The following is an 18610-nucleotide window of genomic DNA, read 5'->3' on the forward strand; positions in this document are numbered from 1 at the left end:
TCAACGCTGCTATCCGCGAAACGAGCAGCTACACCAACACCAGTGTACTCCGACAGAACGGAGGCACCGGCTCGCGAATCGAGGCTCATACACCGCTGTCACGAATTCCAATCGTGAGCGACTGCTGTATCCTCGACCGTCGAATGGGACGCGTGACCACCACTCTCGGTTGCGCAGGTCGGAGCGTGCTCTACTAACCCATGATTCTCACGGGACTCCTCTTAGGGACAGTATTCGTCGGAGCATTGGTACTCCTCGGCTATCGGAGGAACGGAGACGAGTGGAGGTCCGCTCGCACGGACGGGGGATACGTTTCAGAGTACGAGTCAGAGGCGACGAAGCCCTTCGGCGTAGTCCGATGGCTGACGACGGTCGATCACAAGGATATCGGCATCCTCTACATCGTCTTCGGGACCGTCGCCGCACTCTGGGGCGGAATGGACGCGATGATGGTCCGGACCGAACTGCTGACCGCCGATACCACCATCTGGTCGAACGAGACGTACAACGCACTGTTTACCACTCACGGCATCACGATGATCTTCTTCTTCGTCGTGCCGGTGTTCGCGGGTATCGCGAACTACTTCCTCCCGATTCTGATCGACGCCGAGGACATGGCGTTCCCACGGATCAACGCGATCGCGTTCTGGCTCCTTCCGCCTGCACTCCTCTTAGTGCGTGGTGGACTGGTCACGGAGATCGTCGCCAAGCTACTGGCACCAGCACTCGGCGTGCTAGTCGAACCGCTGTTCGCGTTGCGCCCTCCGACGACATCGTGGACGATGTACACCCCACTGTCGATTCAGCAGGTCAATCAACAGGTCGACCTGATGTTGCTGGGACTGCACCTCTCGGGGATTTCGACGACGCTCGGTGCCATCAACTTCATCGTGACCGTGTTTACGGAGCGTGGCGAGCGAGTCAGCTGGGCGAACCTCGACATCTTCTCGTGGACGATGCTGACCCAATCGGGCATCATCCTGTTCGCGTTCCCCCTGCTGGGGAGCACGCTCATCATGATGCTCATGGACCGCAACTTCGGGACGATGTTCTTCGCCCTCGAGGGTGGCGGCCCGATCCTCTTTCAGAACCTCTTCTGGTTCTGGGGCCACCCGGAGGTGTACATCCTCTTCCTCCCGGCGACGGGGCTCACCAGCTTTCTGCTCCCGAAATTCGCCGGTCGGAAGCTCTTCGGGTTCAAGTTCATCGTCTACTCGACACTCGCCATCGGCGTCCTCTCCTTCGGCGTGTGGGCCCACCACATGTTCACGACGGGCGTCGACCCGCGCATCCGCGCGAGCTTCATGGCCGTCACCATCGCCATCGCCGTTCCGAGCGCCGTCAAGACGTTCAACTGGATGACGACACTGTGGTCGGGTCAATTGCGGCTCACCGCCCCGATGATCCTTCTGTTGGGTGGCATCGGGACGTTCGTCATCGGCGGGGTGACTGGCGTATTCCTCGCCTCGATCCCCGTCGACTATGCCTTCCAGGGCACCTACTACGTCGTCGGGCACTTCCACTTCATCATCATGGGCATCATCGCGATGTCGATGGTCGCCGCGAGCTACTACTGGTATCCGATCCTCACCCGGCGGATGTACGATCAGCGTCTCGCGAAGGTGCAGGCGGTGACGCTCATCATCGGCGTCATCGTCACGTTCACCGTGATGCTCATCGTCGGATATCTCGGGCTCCCGCGGCGCTACGCCGAGTATCCCGAGCAGTTCGAACTGCTCCAGCAGGTCACGACAGCCGGGGCCTATCTCATCATGCTAAGTGTCGGCCTGTGGGTCATCAACCTCGTTCAATCACTGCGGACCGGCCCGATCGTCATGGATGCCGACGTCTGGAACCTCAAGTCGGTCGGGCAGTTCACACGAGAATGGCAGTGGTTCGAGGAGAAACTGGACGAAGAGCGAGGGATCGACTGAAAGCAACACCTCGTCAGAGGTCACACAGCTGCTAACGCATCGAGAGAGCGACTGTTTGGCCGGTCCTCAGCGGGCGTCAGTATCGTAGCGAGAGACGAACTGGACGGCCCCGAAGAGCCCACCCAGTACGACCGCTGTCATCAGTGCGCCGTACGTCGCGAGTCCACTTGGGGTCGGGTGGAATCGCACGACGCTGGCGACTTGGATGTGACCGAACACACCCGGTGCGACGAGGCCGATCACGTAGCCGAACACGGCACCGATCACGACGGCAGAGATGGCGACGATAAGTAGGACCGTTCGCCCGGAGCGCTGTGACTTCACTCGGCTCACAGTAGGAGTTGATATGAATGCCATCATCATGGTCGCTTCGGTACGTCGCAGTTGGTCTCTCTCAGAGCAGTCCGACCGCCTGCACGTATGCGAGACCGAACTGCGCGGCGTTGTACAGGCCGTGGATCGCCGCCGGAACGAGTAGATTGTCGCTAAGCACGTACGTCGCCCCCAGCACGGTCGCGAGCACGAATACGAATCCGATATACGCCGCTACACCAGCACCACTCCCGAGGAGCGAGAAGACGTGGATGGCCGCGAACAACGCACTCGCGAGAATAATCGCTCGACCGACGTGGAAGGACTCGGCGAGCGAGCCTTGAATGACGCCACGGTAGAGCAATTCCTCGCCGGGGCCAACGAGCAAGATCGACAGGGGAACCAGCAACAGGAACGCGATCGGTTCCTGACTGGCGGTACTCACGACGTCGTTCTGTGCCAGTTCGATACCGAGCAGTCCGAGGAGTTGTGAGATGCCGACGAGCAGTCCACCCAAGACGATGAACCCCCCGACGATCCACCCGATATCTCGGAGTGTGGGTACTCGGACTCGCAGCATCTCGAACCCGCGACCGGTGAGCCAGAGGTAGCCGAGGGCGACCCCACCGAAGGCGACGCCTTGCAGCAACACGGTCGAGAGGAGAAGTTGGCGAGCAGGGTGGTTCCGGATGCCGATCCCGACTCCCTCCAACGCCCCGATCGTCACCGTAAGGAGTGACGCCCCGACGACGAGTGCTCCGATCGCCAGACCCCCCGATTCGAGAAGTGTCTTCACTCCTTTGATGTCCCGTTCGGGCGTGTTCATCGACCCTGCTTCGGGTGCCTCCGGCAAACCGGTTACGTATCGTCACCAACTCCGAGAGAGGGCATCACTCCACGAGTCGAACTCAGTACTAAATCCACCTCTCGTTCGATACCGGTTGTAGTCACGGTCAGCATTCGATAGCTACAATCCTTTCCCGTGAGAACGTCATCTAATGACTGCCCGCGGCGCTTCGTTGCGTGCACTCTCTCGTCGGTTCGTCCTCTGTACGATCGCCGGAATCGTGGGTCTCCTGTTCGTCGAGACGGTTACGGCGAGCAACGCGGCGGCCAGCCTGAACAACGCGGCGACGGGCGACGATCTGGTGGTCCCTCGGTGGTTGTATCTGAGTACGGGAGGAGCGACCATCGGTGCCTCTGCGTTACTCGCGAGTTTCGTGACCGACCGGCGGTTCATCGCCTACATTCACGACCGACAGTTCGACGTCGAACTCACTACAGTGGTCCGACGAGGAGGAACACTCGTCGCTCGACTACTCGGGCTTCTGGTACTGGGATACATCATCGTCAGCGGGTTGACCGGACCACAGATACCGACCGTCAGCGGTACGGTCATCCTCGTGTTCGCAGGCGTCAGGGCAGGGCTGACGATGGTCTCGTATCTCGTCGGAAACCCGTGGCCTCTACTGAACCCTTGGCGGTCGATCGCATCGGTGCTTCCGTCCCTCGACTATCGCTACCCCGACCAGTTCGGCCGATGGCCGGCGACTGTCGGCTTCCTCCTGCTCATCTGGATCGAGACGACGACTCCTGTCAGCACCCGTCCGGACTACCTCGCACTGATGGTCATCGGGTACTCCGTGATCACTATCTTGGGGGCCGTCTGCTTCGGAACCGAGCGATGGTTCGACACGGTGGACCCGATTTCGGTCATGTTCCGGTTCTACGGTAGCGTCGCACCCCTCAAACGAACCGACAATGGAGTGACGCTCCGTCCTCACGGGTTTCGCCTTCCGGGGTCGACACTCGTCGATGGGTTCGACGACATCGCCTTCGTCATCGCGCTCGTGTGGGAACTCACGTTCACCGGGTTCGTCACGACAGAATCGGGGGCGGCAGTCGTCCGGGTGCTCGCAGCAACGGGTCTCCCCCCACTTCTGATCTATGCTGCCCTCTTCGTCGGCGGATACGCTTGTTTCCTCGGTGCGTACCGCTTCGCGGCGAACACGTCACGAAAGACCGTCAAGACGTACTTCACGGGGAAGGCGCTCGCGATCCGGTTCGCGCCACCACTACTCGGTATCGCCGCCGGCTACCACCTCGCGCACTACCTCGGCTTTTTCATCTCCCTGAGTCCGTCGCTGCTCGGTGTATTGCTGTCGCCGCTCTCACCGCCCGCAAATCCTGTCGTCCTGACGCTCCCGGGGTGGTTCGGGGGGCTCAACATCGCGTTCATTCTCGCCGGGCACCTGCTGGCGATCTGGCTCGCGCACGCGGCGGCCTACGGGACGTTCGCATCGCGACTCGTCGCGATCCGGAGCCAGTATCCGTTCATCGCTATCATGATCGGGTACACCGTAATCAGTCTCTGGCTGATCTCGCTTCCGACGACGTCTCCTGCATTCCTGTAACAGCACGCCCGAACGCGACAGCTTACCCGCCGATGGCGACCGTCGGCATCTCGAAGAACGCCGTCTCGTAGCCGTCGTGGCGAGCAACCTGTGGCGGGAGTTCGGTCGCGAGTTCGAGACGGTCGACGGTCACTCCCTCCTCGAGATTCGCCCCGTAGTGATAGCCGAGTTTCGGATCGAACGTCGGCTTGAGCGGGTACGTGTCGGTGCCACCGGACTCGTTCTGGAGTCCTGCCTGTAACTGCATCATCGGGAGGACGATCTGGTTGTACGGTGTATGCGCTGTAACGGCCAGATAGGGCTGCTCCCCGAACCGGGCTTCGTCTTGGAACACCCGAGCGGTGAACTGCGCGTCGCCGCTCGTCCCCGACCCGACGACCGAGCCGGTAGTGACGTTCGGAACCGTCCCAGCCGGAACGTCCATATCCATCGGTGGTATCGCGTCCCGGGTTCCCTGTCGGTCTCCCAAGCGTCGAATCGAGAGGTCGTAGAGTTCGTCGGTGTCGAAGGTAAACGGTATTTCGACGGACCGTGGCTCGCTGAATCGGTCCGCGAACTCACCGGTCCGAGCTGTCGAGAGGCCACCGATGCTGACACGGGCCCGGTACTCGCCCTCCCCGTCGAGTGTGAAGTTCGCCCCATAGTGGAATCCCATCTGTTGGGAGAGCATCGGGTAGATGACCTCTTGGGAGACGGGGATATCGCCCTGGAGGATCTCCAAGGAGACGCCGCTCGACGGAACGACGAGTCCGCTCTCCCGGTCCCAGATCGAGGCCATCAGGTGAATCGAGTCATCAGCGTCGACGATGACTTTCTCCCGCGTGTCGCCTTGCACGTTCCAGAACCGATGGGGGTAGGAGTACGTCAGCGCTACTTCGTACTCGTTAGTCGTTCGTCGGTCCGCGAGTGCCATGCCCTCGGTAATCGCAGGAACGTACACGGCCTGTGGGCGGTCCGCTACGAGTGGCGGGTCCCGCCATGCGGACTGGCGCTCGAACCCACCGAGACAGCCGGCCACGGCTGCGCCGATACCCGTGACCCCAGCTCGAAGCACGTCACGGCGATCCATTAGTGGCAGTCCGAACTGCACGGGAAAACGCCTACCGATTGCTGGTGCCACCCTCATTGCCACCCGCACATGTTATTAACTCGTACCGAAAAAGATAGTAATCATTCTAGCTCAAATGCCCTCTCGTAACAGCCCGATTAATATGATGACGACGACTATCGGGAGATATGACAAACGAGCCGTCTGGGGCGACCAATCACCGTTCCGAGGCGGAGGCAGCCAACGGTGAGGACGGATCCCCCGACCATGCTCACGATCACGATCATGGGCACGATGACGGCCACGGATCAGCGTCGACTGGCTCTGTCACCGACGACGGCGACGGCGAGACGCTCGAACTGAGCGTTCCGGAGATGGACTGCGCGTCGTGTGCCAGCAAGGTCGAGTCGGCTAACGCTCGACTCGACGGTATCTCTCGAATCGACCCGCAGGTGACGAGTGGTCAACTGGTCGTCGAGTTCGACGGAGCGATGACGAATACCGACGCGATCCGAGAGCGCGTCGAGAAGGCCGGTTACACCGTCGAATCGACGACTGGCGCTCAAAGCGAGCAGTTCTCAGTCCCTGACATGGACTGTGCGTCCTGTGCCAGCAAGGTCGAGAACGCATTGCAATCGACCGCAGGTGTCAGCGAGTTCGAGACCCATCCGACGAGTGGGACTGTCCGCGTCACGTTTGACGAGGCGGCTACCTCACGCCAACAGGTCGTCGAGGCCATCAAGGGGGCCGGATACGCAGTCGAGAACACTGACGCAGAACCGGACGCTAGTCAGGCTGCACAGCGTGAGAGTGTCTGGCGGAGCCAACGAGCGATCAAGACGTGGATCAGTGGTGCGTTCGTCACACTGGGTCTACTCTTCGAGTTCTTGTTGACTGGGCAGAACGTCGTGTTCGCGACCGTCATCGGACGTGAGATACTGGTCGCTGACGCGCACTTCCTTCTGGCTGTCGCGTTTGGCGGACAGGCCATCCTCCGGAGCGGCTACTACTCAGCTCGAAATCTGAGTCTCGACATCGACCTGCTGATGAGCGCGGCCATCGTCGGCGCCCTCGTCGCGAGCCTCGGGTTCGGCGAGGCGCTTTACTTCGAGGCGGCGACCCTCGCGTTCCTGTTCAGCGTCGCCGAGTTGCTCGAACGCTACTCGATGGACAAGACCCGGAACTCCCTGCGCGAGCTAATGGACCTCTCGCCTGACGAGGCGACGGTCCTCCGGGAGGACGAGGAGATTTCCGTTCCCGTCGAAAATATCGAGGTCGGCGAGGTAGTCGTCGTTCGCCCCGGAGAGAAGATCCCGATGGACGGTGAGGTAACGGAAGGCGAAAGTGCAGTCAACCAGGCGCCGATTACCGGCGAGTCTGTGCCCGTCGACAAGACCGTCGGCGACGAGGTGTACGCTGGCACCATCAACGAAGGTGGCTATCTGGAAGTACAGGTCACGTCTACTGCAGGGGACAACACCATCGCGCGCGTCGTCTCGATGGTCGAGGACGCACAGTCGAACAAGACCGACCGCGAGCAGTTCGTCGAGCGCTTTGCAGAGTACTATACACCGATCGTCGTCGCCATCGCGCTGGCCGCGATGGTCGTCCCGCCACTGGCTTTTGGCGCAAATTGGGTGACGTGGTTCGTTCGCGGGCTGACGCTCATCGTCCTCGCCTGTCCGTGTGCGTTCGTCATCTCGACGCCCGTCTCGGTCGTCTCGGGCATCACCAGTGCCGCGAAGAACGGCGTCCTCATCAAAGGCGGCGACCATCTGGAGGCGATGGGAGAGGTCGACGCTATCGCGCTCGACAAGACGGGCACGCTGACGAAGGGCGAACTCGTCGTCACCGACGTCGTCGCGCTCAACGGCAACACGGAGGAGGACGTCCTGCGGTGTGCCCGCGGCCTCGAAAGTCGGTCGGAGCACCCTATCGGCGACGCCATCGTGGCACAGGCCGATAGCCGCGGTGTTGCTGGCCGGGAGATCGACGACTTCGAGAGCATCACCGGGAAGGGTGTGCGTGCGGACCTTGACGGGACACCGCACTTCGCAGGCAAGCCCGGCCTCTTCGAGGAACTGGACTTCGAGCTCTCGCACGTCCACGCGACCACTGACGGCGGCGTCCCGACAGCCAAAAGCCGAGATCTCTGTGAGCGCAACGACTGCATGGACCTGCTGGAGGAAACGGTGCCGCGCCTCCAGTCAGAGGGCAAGACGGTGGTCCTCGTCGGCACCGACGAAGAACTGGAAGGGGTCATCGCTGTCGCAGACGAGATCCGCCCCGAAGCGCGGGCAATGGTCGAGCGCCTCCACAACCTCGGCGTCGAGCACGTCGTAATGCTTACTGGCGACAACGAGCGGACGGCCCGCGCCATCGCCGAGGATGTCGGCGTCGACGAATTCCGCGCCGAACTCCTTCCCGAGGACAAGGTCGAGGCCGTGGAGGGACTGCAGGAGAAATACGGGACGGTGGCGATGGTCGGCGACGGCATCAACGACGCCCCCGCGCTTGCCACCGCCGACGTCGGCATCGCGATGGGGGCGGCCGGGACCGACACCGCCCTCGAAACCGCGGACATCGCGCTGATGGGCGACGACCTCTCACGCCTGCCGTACCTCTACGACCTCTCGCACAGTGCGAACCGCGTCATCCGGCAGAACGTCTGGACGAGTCTGGGCGCCAAAGCGGCCCTCGCCGTCGCCGTGCCCTTCGGCCTACCCATCTGGGCGGCCGTCCTCTTCGGCGACGCCGGCATGACCGTCGGCGTCACCGGCAACGCGATGCGCCTCTCGAACGTCGAACCGACCCTCGACGAAGCGTAACACCGGCTTTTCGTCATTCACCATGAGATCATCACTCACGTCACGTGGCGCGTTCTTGCTGATTGCGTTGACGGGAATCGTCGTCCCCGGTGTTATCGATTTCTTCCTCGTCCAGTACGGGTACTCCGGTGTCGGAAGCGTCGTTTGGGCGATCGGATACGGCAGTGCCGTTATCGCGATCTGGTACGGCTGGTTCCGTCCTATCGATTTCACCGGCGATACGGGTGAATCACAGACATGGACCGCTGATATTGACGAGACGGAAGCCACGGAGAAACGGCACACAGTCGTCGACGAAGACGTAGACAAATGAGCGGCCACGGCCACGATCACGACTACGACGGACAGTCCGACGAACACGCGGACCACGCTGGGGCGGCCTCACAGGGGCCACGTACCCTCGCAGTCGTCGCCGGTATCAATTTCGTCGGGTTCGTCGTCGAGTTGGTCGGCGGGCTGGCGTTCGGGTCGGTCGCGCTCATCAGCGACGCGGTACACATGCTGTTCGACATGCTCGCGTACGTGATGGCGTTCGCCGCGAGCTACACCGCCGAACGATACGACGGTGGGGATGAGTGGTCCTACGGACTCCATCGGCTCGAACCGGCGGCGGCGTTTCTCAACGGCGCCCTCCTGCTTCCGATGGTCGGGTACATCCTCTGGGAGTCCTACCAGCGGTTCGTCGACCCGGTCGACATCGACCCCGTGTTGACGTTGATCATCGCGATTGGTGGCCTGCTCGTCAACGTCGGTTCGGTGTATATCCTGCAAGGGGGCGAGATGAGTCTCAACGAGCGTGGGGCGTTCTATCACCTGCTGGGCGACGCTGGTGGCTCAGTAGCAGTTATCGTCTCGACGGTCGCCGTCTGGCAGTTCGACCTCCCGATCGCTGACCCGATCGCAGCTGTGCTCATCGGCGCGCTGGTTCTCTGGTCGGCCGGGAAGGTGCTCAGAGAGAGCACGGCAATTCTCCTCGAACGAAGTCCGGTCCCGAGCAACGAGGTGCGATCGGAACTACAGACCATCGACAACGTCGACGCCATCGAGGACCTCCACATCTGGCAGGTCTGTAGCCAACTGACAGTCGCGACGGTTCGGCTTACGACCCAGTGTGAGTCACTCGCCGACCAGCAGGCAGTTCGACAGGCAGTCCACGAACGCCTCGCCGAGTGGGACGTCGACCACGCGACCGTCGAGTGTCTCGACGCCACCGCGTCCGACGTCGTACAATCCGCAGCGACCGACCAGCACTGACCGTTCACGTCACCCCAGCCAGCGAGATGTTTGAGCCCCTCGACCCAACCAGGGATGACCTCATCGCGGTTCGGGCCGGTCGTGGAACCCCGACCGCTACTCGCTGCCCATCGAGGAGATTCAGCTGTACGGCAACACGATACGCACTTAGCAACTGGGTCGGACGAGAGGGCGAGTCAACTCGTTTCGATAGTGTATCTGAGTCGCAGTCATCCTCGTTCGAGGTACAGCGAGTAGAGGATCGTCACGAATCCGAGTGCGACGAGGATACTGTTGAGGAGGACACCGACTTCGAGTGAAACCGAGAGCACCTGATCGGCGATGCCCGCGAGGAGTGCCCCCAGTGTGATGATGGTAAATCCGATGCCGAGAAGCCGGATAGACGGTGATTCAGTCTGCCGGTATGCCTTGTACGCGATGTACGTAATGGCCGCCCCCAACAGGAGGATGACGGTCTTGACGGCGACGATGGCCGGGCCGACCCACGTCATAGCTCGTCCCCCATCTTCGACCAGATATCCGCGAGGCGCTCGTCAGCGCCTCGTGGCGGGCGTTCGACGGCGACCGAGAAGGTGTCGTCGTCCTCCATCGAGATCGTCACGTCATCGAAATCTCGCTCGTAACGAGTCACTCGGCCTCCGTTCGGCTTGATCGCGTCCTGTTCGTGGACGAGCGATGCCGTTCGGAGGAGGTCGAGTTTCCGATACAGCGTCGATTGCGGGATGTCACAGGCGTCGATGAGTTCGGTTGCAGTCATGGGTTCGGCTGTGTGGCGGAGGATGGCCCGGCAGTCGGCATCATCGAGCGCATCAAGGACCTCCTGCAACGAGGGCGAGTCCGTCGATGACGCCGAATCATGCCCCATTGCCGTTCCTTCGAGACGTGTCGAAATAGGCTCCCTGATTGTCGGTTGAGCACGACGTGCTCCAGTGAGGGAGTAATGAACCACTCACTCGGAGAACGCCTCGTAGGACACCGTCTTCTGGTCGACGATTCTCTGGCTCGCGGGCACCTCACCGTCGGGCGGCATGCTCCCCTCTGCCGGGCCACCGGGTTCGCCGACCACGAGTCGGCCGACCATCTCCAGTGACTTGTGCGGGGTGCAGAAGTAATCGTACGTCCCCTGTGTCTCGAATGTGTGCTCGAACGTGGCTCCCTGCTCGCCGAGAATCCCACTGTCCCACGCGGCGGCTCCCGATGGAATTCGCGTGACAGCAGCCCCACCATTGCCGTCTTTGTAGGCCGTCGAGGAGTGACTGCCGCTTTCGATCCGCCACGTGACAGTCGTCCCCGGTTCGACGAACAGCCCGATCGGATCGAAGTAGTACGCTCCACTCGCTGTCACCATCTGTACGGTCGGAGTGCTCGTAGCTGTTGTCTCGGAATCGGCCGCTGTCTCGTTGCCTTCGTTCGTCTCACTCGTTCCGTTGCCCGTCCCTGGATTCGAGTCGCTACAGCCAGCGAGTCCAACGAGACTCGCGGTGGCAGCGGTCCCGACCGCCTCCAGAACCTGCCGTCGATTCATACTGATAGCCACGAGACTCGTCGGGAGATGTGTTCGGCGGATTCCTATGCGTTGAGAATCCGAGTGCTACTTTCGTCTTAGGCCCTACTTCGACGATATGATTTGACACATCTGCGCCCCTGTATTATCGAGCGCCCCGATCCGTGGCGATCGTGGCGAGAAATCCGGGGAAGAGCTGCTGCCGGCACAGCTACGAGAGAAACCAACAGCGCTCGGGCGAGAATAACAAGACAGTGCGTATGAATTGCTAATACTTGTGAGCTACAACCGAATCAATAGCAGCCGGATTAACAACCCGTGGCTGAGTCGGTGGCGTATGGACAGCGACGGTGCAGTCGACCCTGCTCGTACGCTCGTTCTGTGGTGGAACACGCCGTCCCCGTCCGACGACGGGGGAGGGTCGAGCCGCCTCGACACCAGTTCGGACACGACACAGCCGCTGTCCTGATAATGTCCGAAAACGACCAGTACGGATCGCCGAGTAGACGAGACCGGGGAACGAAGCTCGGACTGATCGCCGGGTTCCTCGGGTTGGCGTCGTTCCTCTGGGTCGCCCGGATCACCCCCGCACGGGGCTACGAACTCTCGCTGTACGCAGCGACGCCGGTCGCTGCGTGGGCCGGGGCTGGCGTCGCGTTCGTCGCGGCGGTACTGGTCGCGGCGTACGGGACCCGAGGACGGACGAGAGTGGGGGCGTCCGTGCTCGCGGTCGGGACAACTGCCGGTATCGCGCTGTTGCCGTTCATTCGAAGCTATCACTCCTACGGGCTGGCGGACTCGCTGACCCATCTCGGCTGGACCCGCGGTATCGCGACCGGGGGGATGAGCGTCCTCGAAATCGTCTACCCGGGTGCGCACGTGACCACAGCGACGATCCATGCGCTGACCGGCATCGCTTTGGGTCGTGCCCTGACGCTCGTCATCGGCCTGTTCACCGCCATCTTCCTCGTCTTCGTCCCGGTGACTGTCCGGGCCATCACCGACGATCAGGCGGCAGTTTCGATCGCGGCGTTTTCGGCGTGTTTCTTGCTTCCCATCACGAACGTCTCGACGTTCCTCGACTTCCACACCTACTCGTTGACGACGTTCTTCTTCCCGGTCGTCCTGTTCCTGCTGCTCAAGTACCTCGCCGCGGAGCCGCGGCTGACCGGCTGGCGGAACGCCACGTCGGCGACGGGGCTCCTCCTGATCGTCAGCGGAATCGCACTCGACTTGCTGCACCCACAGGTGGCCGTGAACGTCCTCGCCTTCTTCGCCGCTATCGTCGCCCTCCAGCGATTGGCACCGTACCTGCCGGGCGAGTCACGGTTCGCGAGGTCGCGGTCGGTACTCTTCCCGCTGGTCGGCATCTCGGCGTTCTTCGGGCTGTGGACGCTCCGCTACGAGGTCGTCTACAGTATGTTCGGACGGCTCGTCGGCGCGGCCATCGGGTTCGTCGTCGGGGACGCCCCGGCCGCGAAAGTCGTCGCCAACCGCCAGGAGTCGGCGACCGGCGTTGGGACGAGCCTCGTCGAATTGTTTGGAAAATTGTTCGCCGTCCACGCGGCCTACGGCCTGCTAGCGGCCGGCCTCGTGCTGGCGCTGCTCGCCGGGGTGCTGAGCAGCGCCCGCGAGGACCGCAACACGGCCATCGCCTACGTCGGCTACGGCGGCATCGCGCTCGTGCCGTACTTCCTGCTGTACTTCGTCGGCGACGTCTCGAAGTACTTCTTCCGGCACGTCGGTTTCGCGATGGTGTTCGTGACGTTCCTCGGGGCGCTCGCGCTCCATGCGCTGTACCGCTACGCGACGTCGATGAGCGACGGAACGGGAGTGAACGTCGGAGACTGGCTGCGGCCGGTCGCCGTCGTCACGGTCTGTATCGCGTTAGTGCTCTCGGTCGCCGTCATGTTCCCCTCGCCGTACATCTACAAACGCAACGGGCACGTCAGCGACCAGTCGATGAGCGGCTATCGGATGGCCTTCGATCAGGGAGGAGAGGATGTCGCTTACACGAGCGTCGGAGCCGTTCCCTACCGGTATGGCGACGCGCTCCGGACGGACGTACAGACGATCGACCAGCTTCCGCCACGATACATGGCCGCGGGGAATTTGACGACCTACACGAACGGGACGTCCTACTACTTCGTCGTGACCGAGCAGGCCTACCAGCAACAGATCTACGCGAAAGACCAGCTCAGGTACGATCGATCGATGTTCGCGACCGTCGGCACGTCGTTTGGCGTCAACCGCGTCCAGACCAACGAGGGATTCACCAAGTACTACGTCGACTCGGGCGTTCGTACCCCAACCGCGGTGAACACAACCGCACGGCGCTGAAGAACCACCGTCTCAGTCGACCAAAGGCATTGGAGCCCCTCAGTCGGTAGATATTCCATGCGCCGGGCAAATCGTACCGGCAACCAGCGTAACGTCGGTGGCGATGCTCGTGAGGCGGGATCAATCGACCCACGAAACCTCATCAGCGTGTTAGCGTCCCGCCGATAGAATCCAGATGAGCACTCCGAAGGCAACCAGGCGCGATCAAAGTCCCTATGAGTGCCTCACCTCAGTCCGACGTGAGGTGTCCAACGAAGCGGGCGACTGGGGCGGTTCAAGACCGCGGAACTGCCTCGCGATATTGCTCATACTCGTCGCCATAGTGGTCGCGGAGCCATGGCTCCTCTGCGAACGGCATCAGTACCAACCATACAGCCGCCGTGATACACATCGCAGCACCGAGTAGCGAGTTCCCCGTAACTGCGAGGCCGCCAACAGTGAACAGGAGTCCGACGATCTGTGGGTTACGCGAGTACTGATAGAACCCGTCCGTTCGAAATTCGCCGGGGAGTCCACTGGTCTCACGGACGCCGAGGTCGGTCATGCTCGCCACGGTAACGAGCAGACCCAATCCTGCGATGAACTCACCGACGGGCAACAGTAGGGACGGGACTGTCGACAGGTGCCGCCAATCGAGATAAGCAGTCGCACCGAGCGTGACTGTCACAACGCCACTCAGTATGAGATACAGCCCGAACCGCCAGTCGTGGTCGCCTGGTGGCCACAGTCGGTGGTTCGGAGCACGGATACTGATGACCATTGCTGCGGCTAAGAGCGCGCAAGCGGCGATCCCTATCCCTGTCGTTGCCACTGTCTGAAGCGCGTGAGTACTGACTATCCACTCGATCATGCACACCTTTCTCACTGAAGGAGCAAATAGTGCAGGACGAAACAGGAACCGGCATCCCGAGTGAGTGAACTGGGCATACTGGAAAGTCCTATATCACCGTACAGAGAGAGAGAGCGACCACGAGCAGAGCTGACGCACCAGTAGATTCCCACTATCGAGAGAATCGGTGTTCGGACGAACGACCGGTCATTCGATTGGTAGTGTATCCATCCGAACGGCTGAAGGACGGCTATCTCGTCTAGGAAATCGTATGGGGGCTGACGATAGTGCCGCTCCGTCGAAGAGTGCTGAGAACGCACTCGACTGGCAGGCGCTTGCCTACGGTACGTTCGTCCAAGTCGTCTATCTCCTCGCCCTCTCGTTCGTTCAGCCACTGGCATCCCACCCTGTCCGAAGTCTCGGGCTGCTCGCTGCAACTGGGATCCTCGGCGGTGTGACTGCCGGACGACTCGCCGGACGTCCGCAGCATCGACGAGCCCGGTACGGGGCTGTCAGTGGCGTGATCGGAGGTATTGGGTTCGCAGGTGCCTACTGGGCGACGATGTACGTCGAGTGGATGCCGTATGGAGCGTATCGGTATCCGACGAACCTTCTCGTGACACGGCTCCCGATTCACTGGTATATCGCTGGGTACGATCCCTACATCGTGTTCGCTGTGGGACTACTCGCGATTCCTGCCTTTGGTACCCTCGGCTACGTTGCTGGGTGGGCGATTCCGTCCCCAGAACGTCCCCTTCGGCTCATTCGTTGGTGAACGATGTGCGACTCAGCGCTGCCTCCGGGTTCAGCTCCGTAGGAATGAGCTTGTTCTGAGTGGACGATAGCAACTACGCGCAGAAGTGTCGAAGTAGAGACATCCGTGAGTAGGACTAGCAAAGCCTTATTTTAGATGCGTCTAAAGACCAATCATGGATGAATCGAAAACCGATGGCTACCTGATGGCCATCTATCGGTTACAACGCTCAGACCGACGAGTCTCACCGTCAGCCATCGCGGCTGAACGGGGGGTGACATCGCCAACAGTGACGCGAACGCTCCAGTGCTTGGACGAGGAGGAACTCGTCGACTACGAACGCTACCGGGGTGCTCGGCTCACTGCGAGTGGGGAACGGCGCGTACTCGCGGCACTCCGCCGCCGTCGACTCCTCGAACGGTTTCTCACCGAGGAGTTCGGGTACGACCGGAGCGAGGTGCACGACGAGGCGGACGCCCTGGAACCTCACGTGAGCGAACAGTTCGTCGATCGCATCGCCGCGCGGCTCGAATCCCAATCGGTGGGTCCGCACGACGCACCGGTCGCCCTCGTCGAGTCGATGGCTCGTCGAGAACGAGCTCTCCAGTCGTTGGCACAGTGCGAACAGGGAGCGACTGTTGTCGTTTCCGCTATCGAAGACCAGTCGCTCGAGACCCTCGCGTCCCTTTCGAAGAGTGGCGTCGTTCCCGGAACGACGCTCGATGTGCTCGAACCCAGCTCCACCGGGGAGTTGACGGTCGAAGTGAGCGAGACCGGCGAACAAGTGTCTGTCTCCGCGGACGTCGCTTCGGCCGTCTCCGTCGTACACGTGGCCGACGAGCCGACTCACGACCACCGGCAGCACACGGAGGCACGCTGATGCCGTCACTGGACTACTCACGGGCAGCGGAGTTCTCCGAGCGGTTGGAGCAACGCTTAGTCGACTCCCTCGAGTCGGACGTCACGACGACGCGCCGAGCCGTCCTCGGGAGCATCGGGCTGGCGGGAAGCGCCGCGCTGGCCGGTCTCGGGCGAGCGGACAGCGAGGGTGAACACGGTGGTGGCGGCGGCGGGTCACACGGAAACTTCGGTGCGGTCGGCGAGTACGACAACACCACCTTCGACCCTCACGAGTTCCTCTATCAGTTCAACACGGGACGTGGGGAACAGGAGAACGTCCCGCAGGCCATCTACGAGGAGGACGGACGCACCGTCCGTGAGTTCGAATTCACGGCAGTCGACACGACCGTCGCCATCGCCCCCGGTATCGAGTTCCCCGCGTGGGCGTACAACGGGCAGGTCCCCGGTCCGACCATCCGAGCGGTCGAGGGCGACCTCATCCGCGTGACGTTCGAGAACCTCGGTCGCCACGCTCACACCATCCACCCCCACTTGCGGAACCTCAACCCGGAGATGGACGGGATTCCACAGAACGGGCCGGGGGTTCTCGATACGGGCGAGTCATTCACCTACGAGTGGATCGCCCAACCGGCGGGCACGCACTTCTATCACTGTCACTCGCTGCCGCTGAAAGAGCACATCCACCGCGGCCTCTACGGGACCATTGTCATCGACCCGGACCCCGAGCGGGTCGCCGAGCGACCGGAGGAGTACTGCAACTACCACGCCTCGCAGATTACGGACGAACTGCGAGCCGACCTCGTCGCCGAGGCGAAGACGCGGAACCACGAGTATCCCGAGAACGACGCCGTCAACGAGATGGTCATCGTGATGAACTCCTTCGACACCAACTTCGACGGCGGGAACGAGGTGTACGCCGCCAACACCCGGGCGTTCGCCTACGGTGTCGGCCGGACCGACGGTGAGGGCAACTGGGACGCCGGCGAGACCAAACGGCCCATCCAGATCGACGGCCAGCAGCGCCAGCGGGTCTACCTGGCTAACGCGACGGAGTTCGACCTCGTCAACTCGTTCCACACCCACTCGCAGTTCTTCGACTACTACGACCACGGGACGACACTCACACCGACACTCCAGACGGTCGACACGGTCATGCAGTGTCAGGCACAGCGCGGTATCATCGAACTGGATTATTCGACGCACGACCCGGGGCTGTACATGTTCCACGCCCACCAGTCGGAGTTCGCCGAACTGGGCTGGATGAGCTTCTTCGAGGTGGTCTAAATGAGCAAACCAAACACCGATGGCGGAACGACTGTGAATCGAACCGAACGCCCGCTGGGTCTTCCCAAGTGGGTCGCAGCTCTACTTCCAATTATCCTGCTTGCCCTCATCGCGGGTGCGTTCTTCGCGACGGCGCCGTTCGCGTCGCTCGACAACGGTGGTGCGCCACTCCCCGACGTGTCGGTGACGCATACGACCCTACCGAGCGAAGAGACCGTCGTCCTACACGTCACGAACAACGGTCCGGACGAAGTGACCATCTCACAGGTGCTGGTCGCAGAAGCCTACTGGGACTTCGATGTGCAGGGTGCAGGCGGTGATAACACCCTCGCCCCTCGTGAGAGCGCTGAGATCGTCGTCCCGTACCACTGGAACCCAGGCTGGGACCTCGAGGTAGCCCTGCTACTCTCGGATGGCGCAACCGTCCACCACACCATTATCGCCCCCAGCCAGTCACCAGGATTGACGACTGACCTGCTGGTGACGATGGCTGTCATCGGCCTGTTCGTCGGCGTCATCCCCGTCGCGCTGGGGATGCTGTGGTTCCCGTTCCTGCGCTCGATGAGCGACCGGTGGCTCCACGCCATCCTCGCGTTCTCGGCGGGGGTCCTCGCCTTCCTCGCCATCGACGCGGGCTTCGAGGCGTTCGAACTCGCCGAGCAGGTACCCGGGGCGTTCGAGGGACCCATCCTCGTCGCTCTCGGCGTCCTCGGGGCGCTCCTCGCGGTGCAGGCGGTCAGCGCGTGGCGGACGGGCCGGGCGGCCGCCGGTGACAGTCGTGCACAGAGCGGGCTGTGGGTCGCCTACCTCGTCGCGCTCGGCATCGGCCTGCACAACCTCGCGGAGGGGCTGGCCATCGGGAGTTCGTTCGCGCTGGGACGCGTCTCCCTCGGCGCGTTCCTCGTCATCGGGTTCATGCTCCACAACGTGACCGAGGGGCCGGCCGTCGTCGCGCCCCTCACCCGGGGCGAACGGCCGCACCTCGGCCACTTCGTCGCGCTCGGGGTCATCGCGGGTGCGCCGGTCATCCTCGGCGGGTGGCTCGGGAGCCTCGCGTTCTCGCCGACGCTGGGAGCGTTCTTCCTCGCCGTCGGCGTGGGTGCCATCCTGCAGGTCGTCTGGGAACTGCGTGGGATGATCAGCCGCAACGGCCGGGTGGGGTCGGCGCTGAACCTCGTCGCCCTCCTGTCGGGTCTCGTCGTGATGTACGTCACCGACCTCTTCGTCACACTCTAACGTCTGTGGGCG

At 62.3% G+C, this 18610-nt stretch carries 16 protein-coding genes; 9 read left to right on the forward strand and 7 right to left on the reverse strand.

The window, feature by feature from the left end:
* The first annotated feature begins 200 nt into the window (after positions 1-200).
* Positions 201-1934: a cbb3-type cytochrome c oxidase subunit I gene (locus tag NKG96_RS19850; protein WP_254538818.1), complete on the forward strand. Its 1734-nt coding sequence runs from the start codon at positions 201-203 to the stop codon at positions 1932-1934.
* Between the two features lie 66 nt (positions 1935-2000).
* On the opposite strand, the gene NKG96_RS19855 is transcribed toward NKG96_RS19850, so the two are convergent.
* Together NKG96_RS19855 and NKG96_RS19860 are read right to left on the reverse strand one after the other, a co-directional pair.
* Positions 2001-2297 carry a DUF7520 family protein gene (locus NKG96_RS19855; protein WP_254538819.1) on the reverse strand — a complete coding sequence of 99 codons (297 nt, stop codon included), beginning with the start codon at positions 2295-2297 and terminating at the stop codon, positions 2001-2003.
* 31 nt (positions 2298-2328) lie between these two features.
* On the reverse strand, positions 2329-3072 hold the full coding sequence (locus NKG96_RS19860) for a CPBP family intramembrane glutamic endopeptidase (protein WP_254538820.1): 744 nt from the start codon (positions 3070-3072) through the stop codon (positions 2329-2331).
* 172 nt (positions 3073-3244) lie between these two features.
* Here NKG96_RS19860 and NKG96_RS19865 point away from each other — a divergent pair, with 172 nt between their 5' ends.
* Positions 3245-4660, forward strand: coding sequence for a hypothetical protein (locus tag NKG96_RS19865; protein WP_254538821.1), 1416 nt, complete (start codon positions 3245-3247; stop codon positions 4658-4660).
* A 22-nt stretch (positions 4661-4682) separates the two neighbouring features.
* Here NKG96_RS19865 and NKG96_RS19870 read toward each other — a convergent pair whose 3' ends face one another.
* On the reverse strand, positions 4683-5729 hold the full coding sequence (locus NKG96_RS19870) for a DUF7350 domain-containing protein (RefSeq protein WP_254538838.1): 1047 nt from the start codon (positions 5727-5729) through the stop codon (positions 4683-4685).
* Positions 5730-5896: 167 nt separating this feature from the next.
* Here NKG96_RS19870 and NKG96_RS19875 point away from each other — a divergent pair, with 167 nt between their 5' ends.
* Genes NKG96_RS19875 through NKG96_RS19885 form a run of 3 tightly spaced genes read left to right on the forward strand, consistent with a single transcriptional unit; the run spans position 5897 to position 9790 of the window.
* On the forward strand, positions 5897-8536 hold the full coding sequence (locus NKG96_RS19875) for a heavy metal translocating P-type ATPase (protein WP_254538822.1): 2640 nt from the start codon (positions 5897-5899) through the stop codon (positions 8534-8536).
* 22 nt (positions 8537-8558) lie between these two features.
* Positions 8559-8849: a DUF7996 family protein gene (locus NKG96_RS19880; RefSeq protein ID WP_254538823.1), complete on the forward strand. Its 291-nt coding sequence runs from the start codon at positions 8559-8561 to the stop codon at positions 8847-8849.
* On the forward strand, positions 8846-9790 hold the full coding sequence (locus NKG96_RS19885) for a cation diffusion facilitator family transporter (RefSeq protein WP_254538824.1): 945 nt from the start codon (positions 8846-8848) through the stop codon (positions 9788-9790). The genes NKG96_RS19880 and NKG96_RS19885 overlap by 4 nt, the downstream gene beginning before the upstream one ends.
* A 209-nt stretch (positions 9791-9999) precedes the next feature.
* Here the strand turns inward: NKG96_RS19885 and NKG96_RS19890 are convergent, their stop codons facing one another.
* From NKG96_RS19890 to NKG96_RS19900, 3 genes are all read right to left on the reverse strand, one after another.
* Positions 10000-10281 carry a DUF7521 family protein gene (locus NKG96_RS19890; protein WP_254538825.1) on the reverse strand — a complete coding sequence of 94 codons (282 nt, stop codon included), beginning with the start codon at positions 10279-10281 and terminating at the stop codon, positions 10000-10002.
* Entirely contained in the window at positions 10278-10655 is a 378-nt protein-coding gene (locus NKG96_RS19895) for a winged helix-turn-helix domain-containing protein (RefSeq protein ID WP_254538826.1), read from the reverse strand. The genes NKG96_RS19890 and NKG96_RS19895 overlap by 4 nt, the downstream gene beginning before the upstream one ends.
* An 84-nt stretch (positions 10656-10739) precedes the next feature.
* Positions 10740-11315 (reverse strand): plastocyanin/azurin family copper-binding protein, encoded by a 576-nt coding sequence (locus tag NKG96_RS19900; RefSeq protein ID WP_254538827.1) that lies wholly within the window; start codon positions 11313-11315, stop codon positions 10740-10742.
* A 450-nt stretch (positions 11316-11765) separates the two neighbouring features.
* On the opposite strand from NKG96_RS19900, the gene NKG96_RS19905 reads away from it, so the two are divergent.
* On the forward strand, positions 11766-13634 hold the full coding sequence (locus NKG96_RS19905) for a PEX28-32 family peroxisomal membrane protein (protein WP_254538828.1): 1869 nt from the start codon (positions 11766-11768) through the stop codon (positions 13632-13634).
* A 274-nt stretch (positions 13635-13908) separates the two neighbouring features.
* Here NKG96_RS19905 and NKG96_RS19910 read toward each other — a convergent pair whose 3' ends face one another.
* Positions 13909-14484 carry a methyltransferase family protein gene (locus tag NKG96_RS19910; RefSeq protein WP_254538829.1) on the reverse strand — a complete coding sequence of 192 codons (576 nt, stop codon included), beginning with the start codon at positions 14482-14484 and terminating at the stop codon, positions 13909-13911.
* A gap of 908 nt (positions 14485-15392) precedes the next feature.
* On the opposite strand from NKG96_RS19910, the gene NKG96_RS19915 reads away from it, so the two are divergent.
* The 3 genes from NKG96_RS19915 to NKG96_RS19925 are packed head-to-tail and all read left to right on the forward strand — an operon-like array spanning position 15393 to position 18598.
* On the forward strand, positions 15393-16097 hold the full coding sequence (locus NKG96_RS19915; protein ID WP_256558127.1) for a metal-dependent transcriptional regulator: 705 nt from the start codon (positions 15393-15395) through the stop codon (positions 16095-16097).
* Positions 16097-17362, forward strand: a complete 1266-nt coding sequence (locus NKG96_RS19920; RefSeq protein ID WP_254538831.1) for a multicopper oxidase domain-containing protein — start codon at positions 16097-16099, stop codon at positions 17360-17362. The genes NKG96_RS19915 and NKG96_RS19920 overlap by 1 nt, the downstream gene beginning before the upstream one ends.
* Positions 17363-18598: a ZIP family metal transporter gene (locus NKG96_RS19925; RefSeq protein ID WP_254538832.1), complete on the forward strand. Its 1236-nt coding sequence runs from the start codon at positions 17363-17365 to the stop codon at positions 18596-18598. It abuts the gene before it with no gap.
* Positions 18599-18610: the final 12 nt, after the last annotated feature.

The organism is Halomarina litorea (assembly GCF_024227715.1).
GTDB lineage: Archaea > Halobacteriota > Halobacteria > Halobacteriales > Haloarculaceae > Halomarina > Halomarina litorea.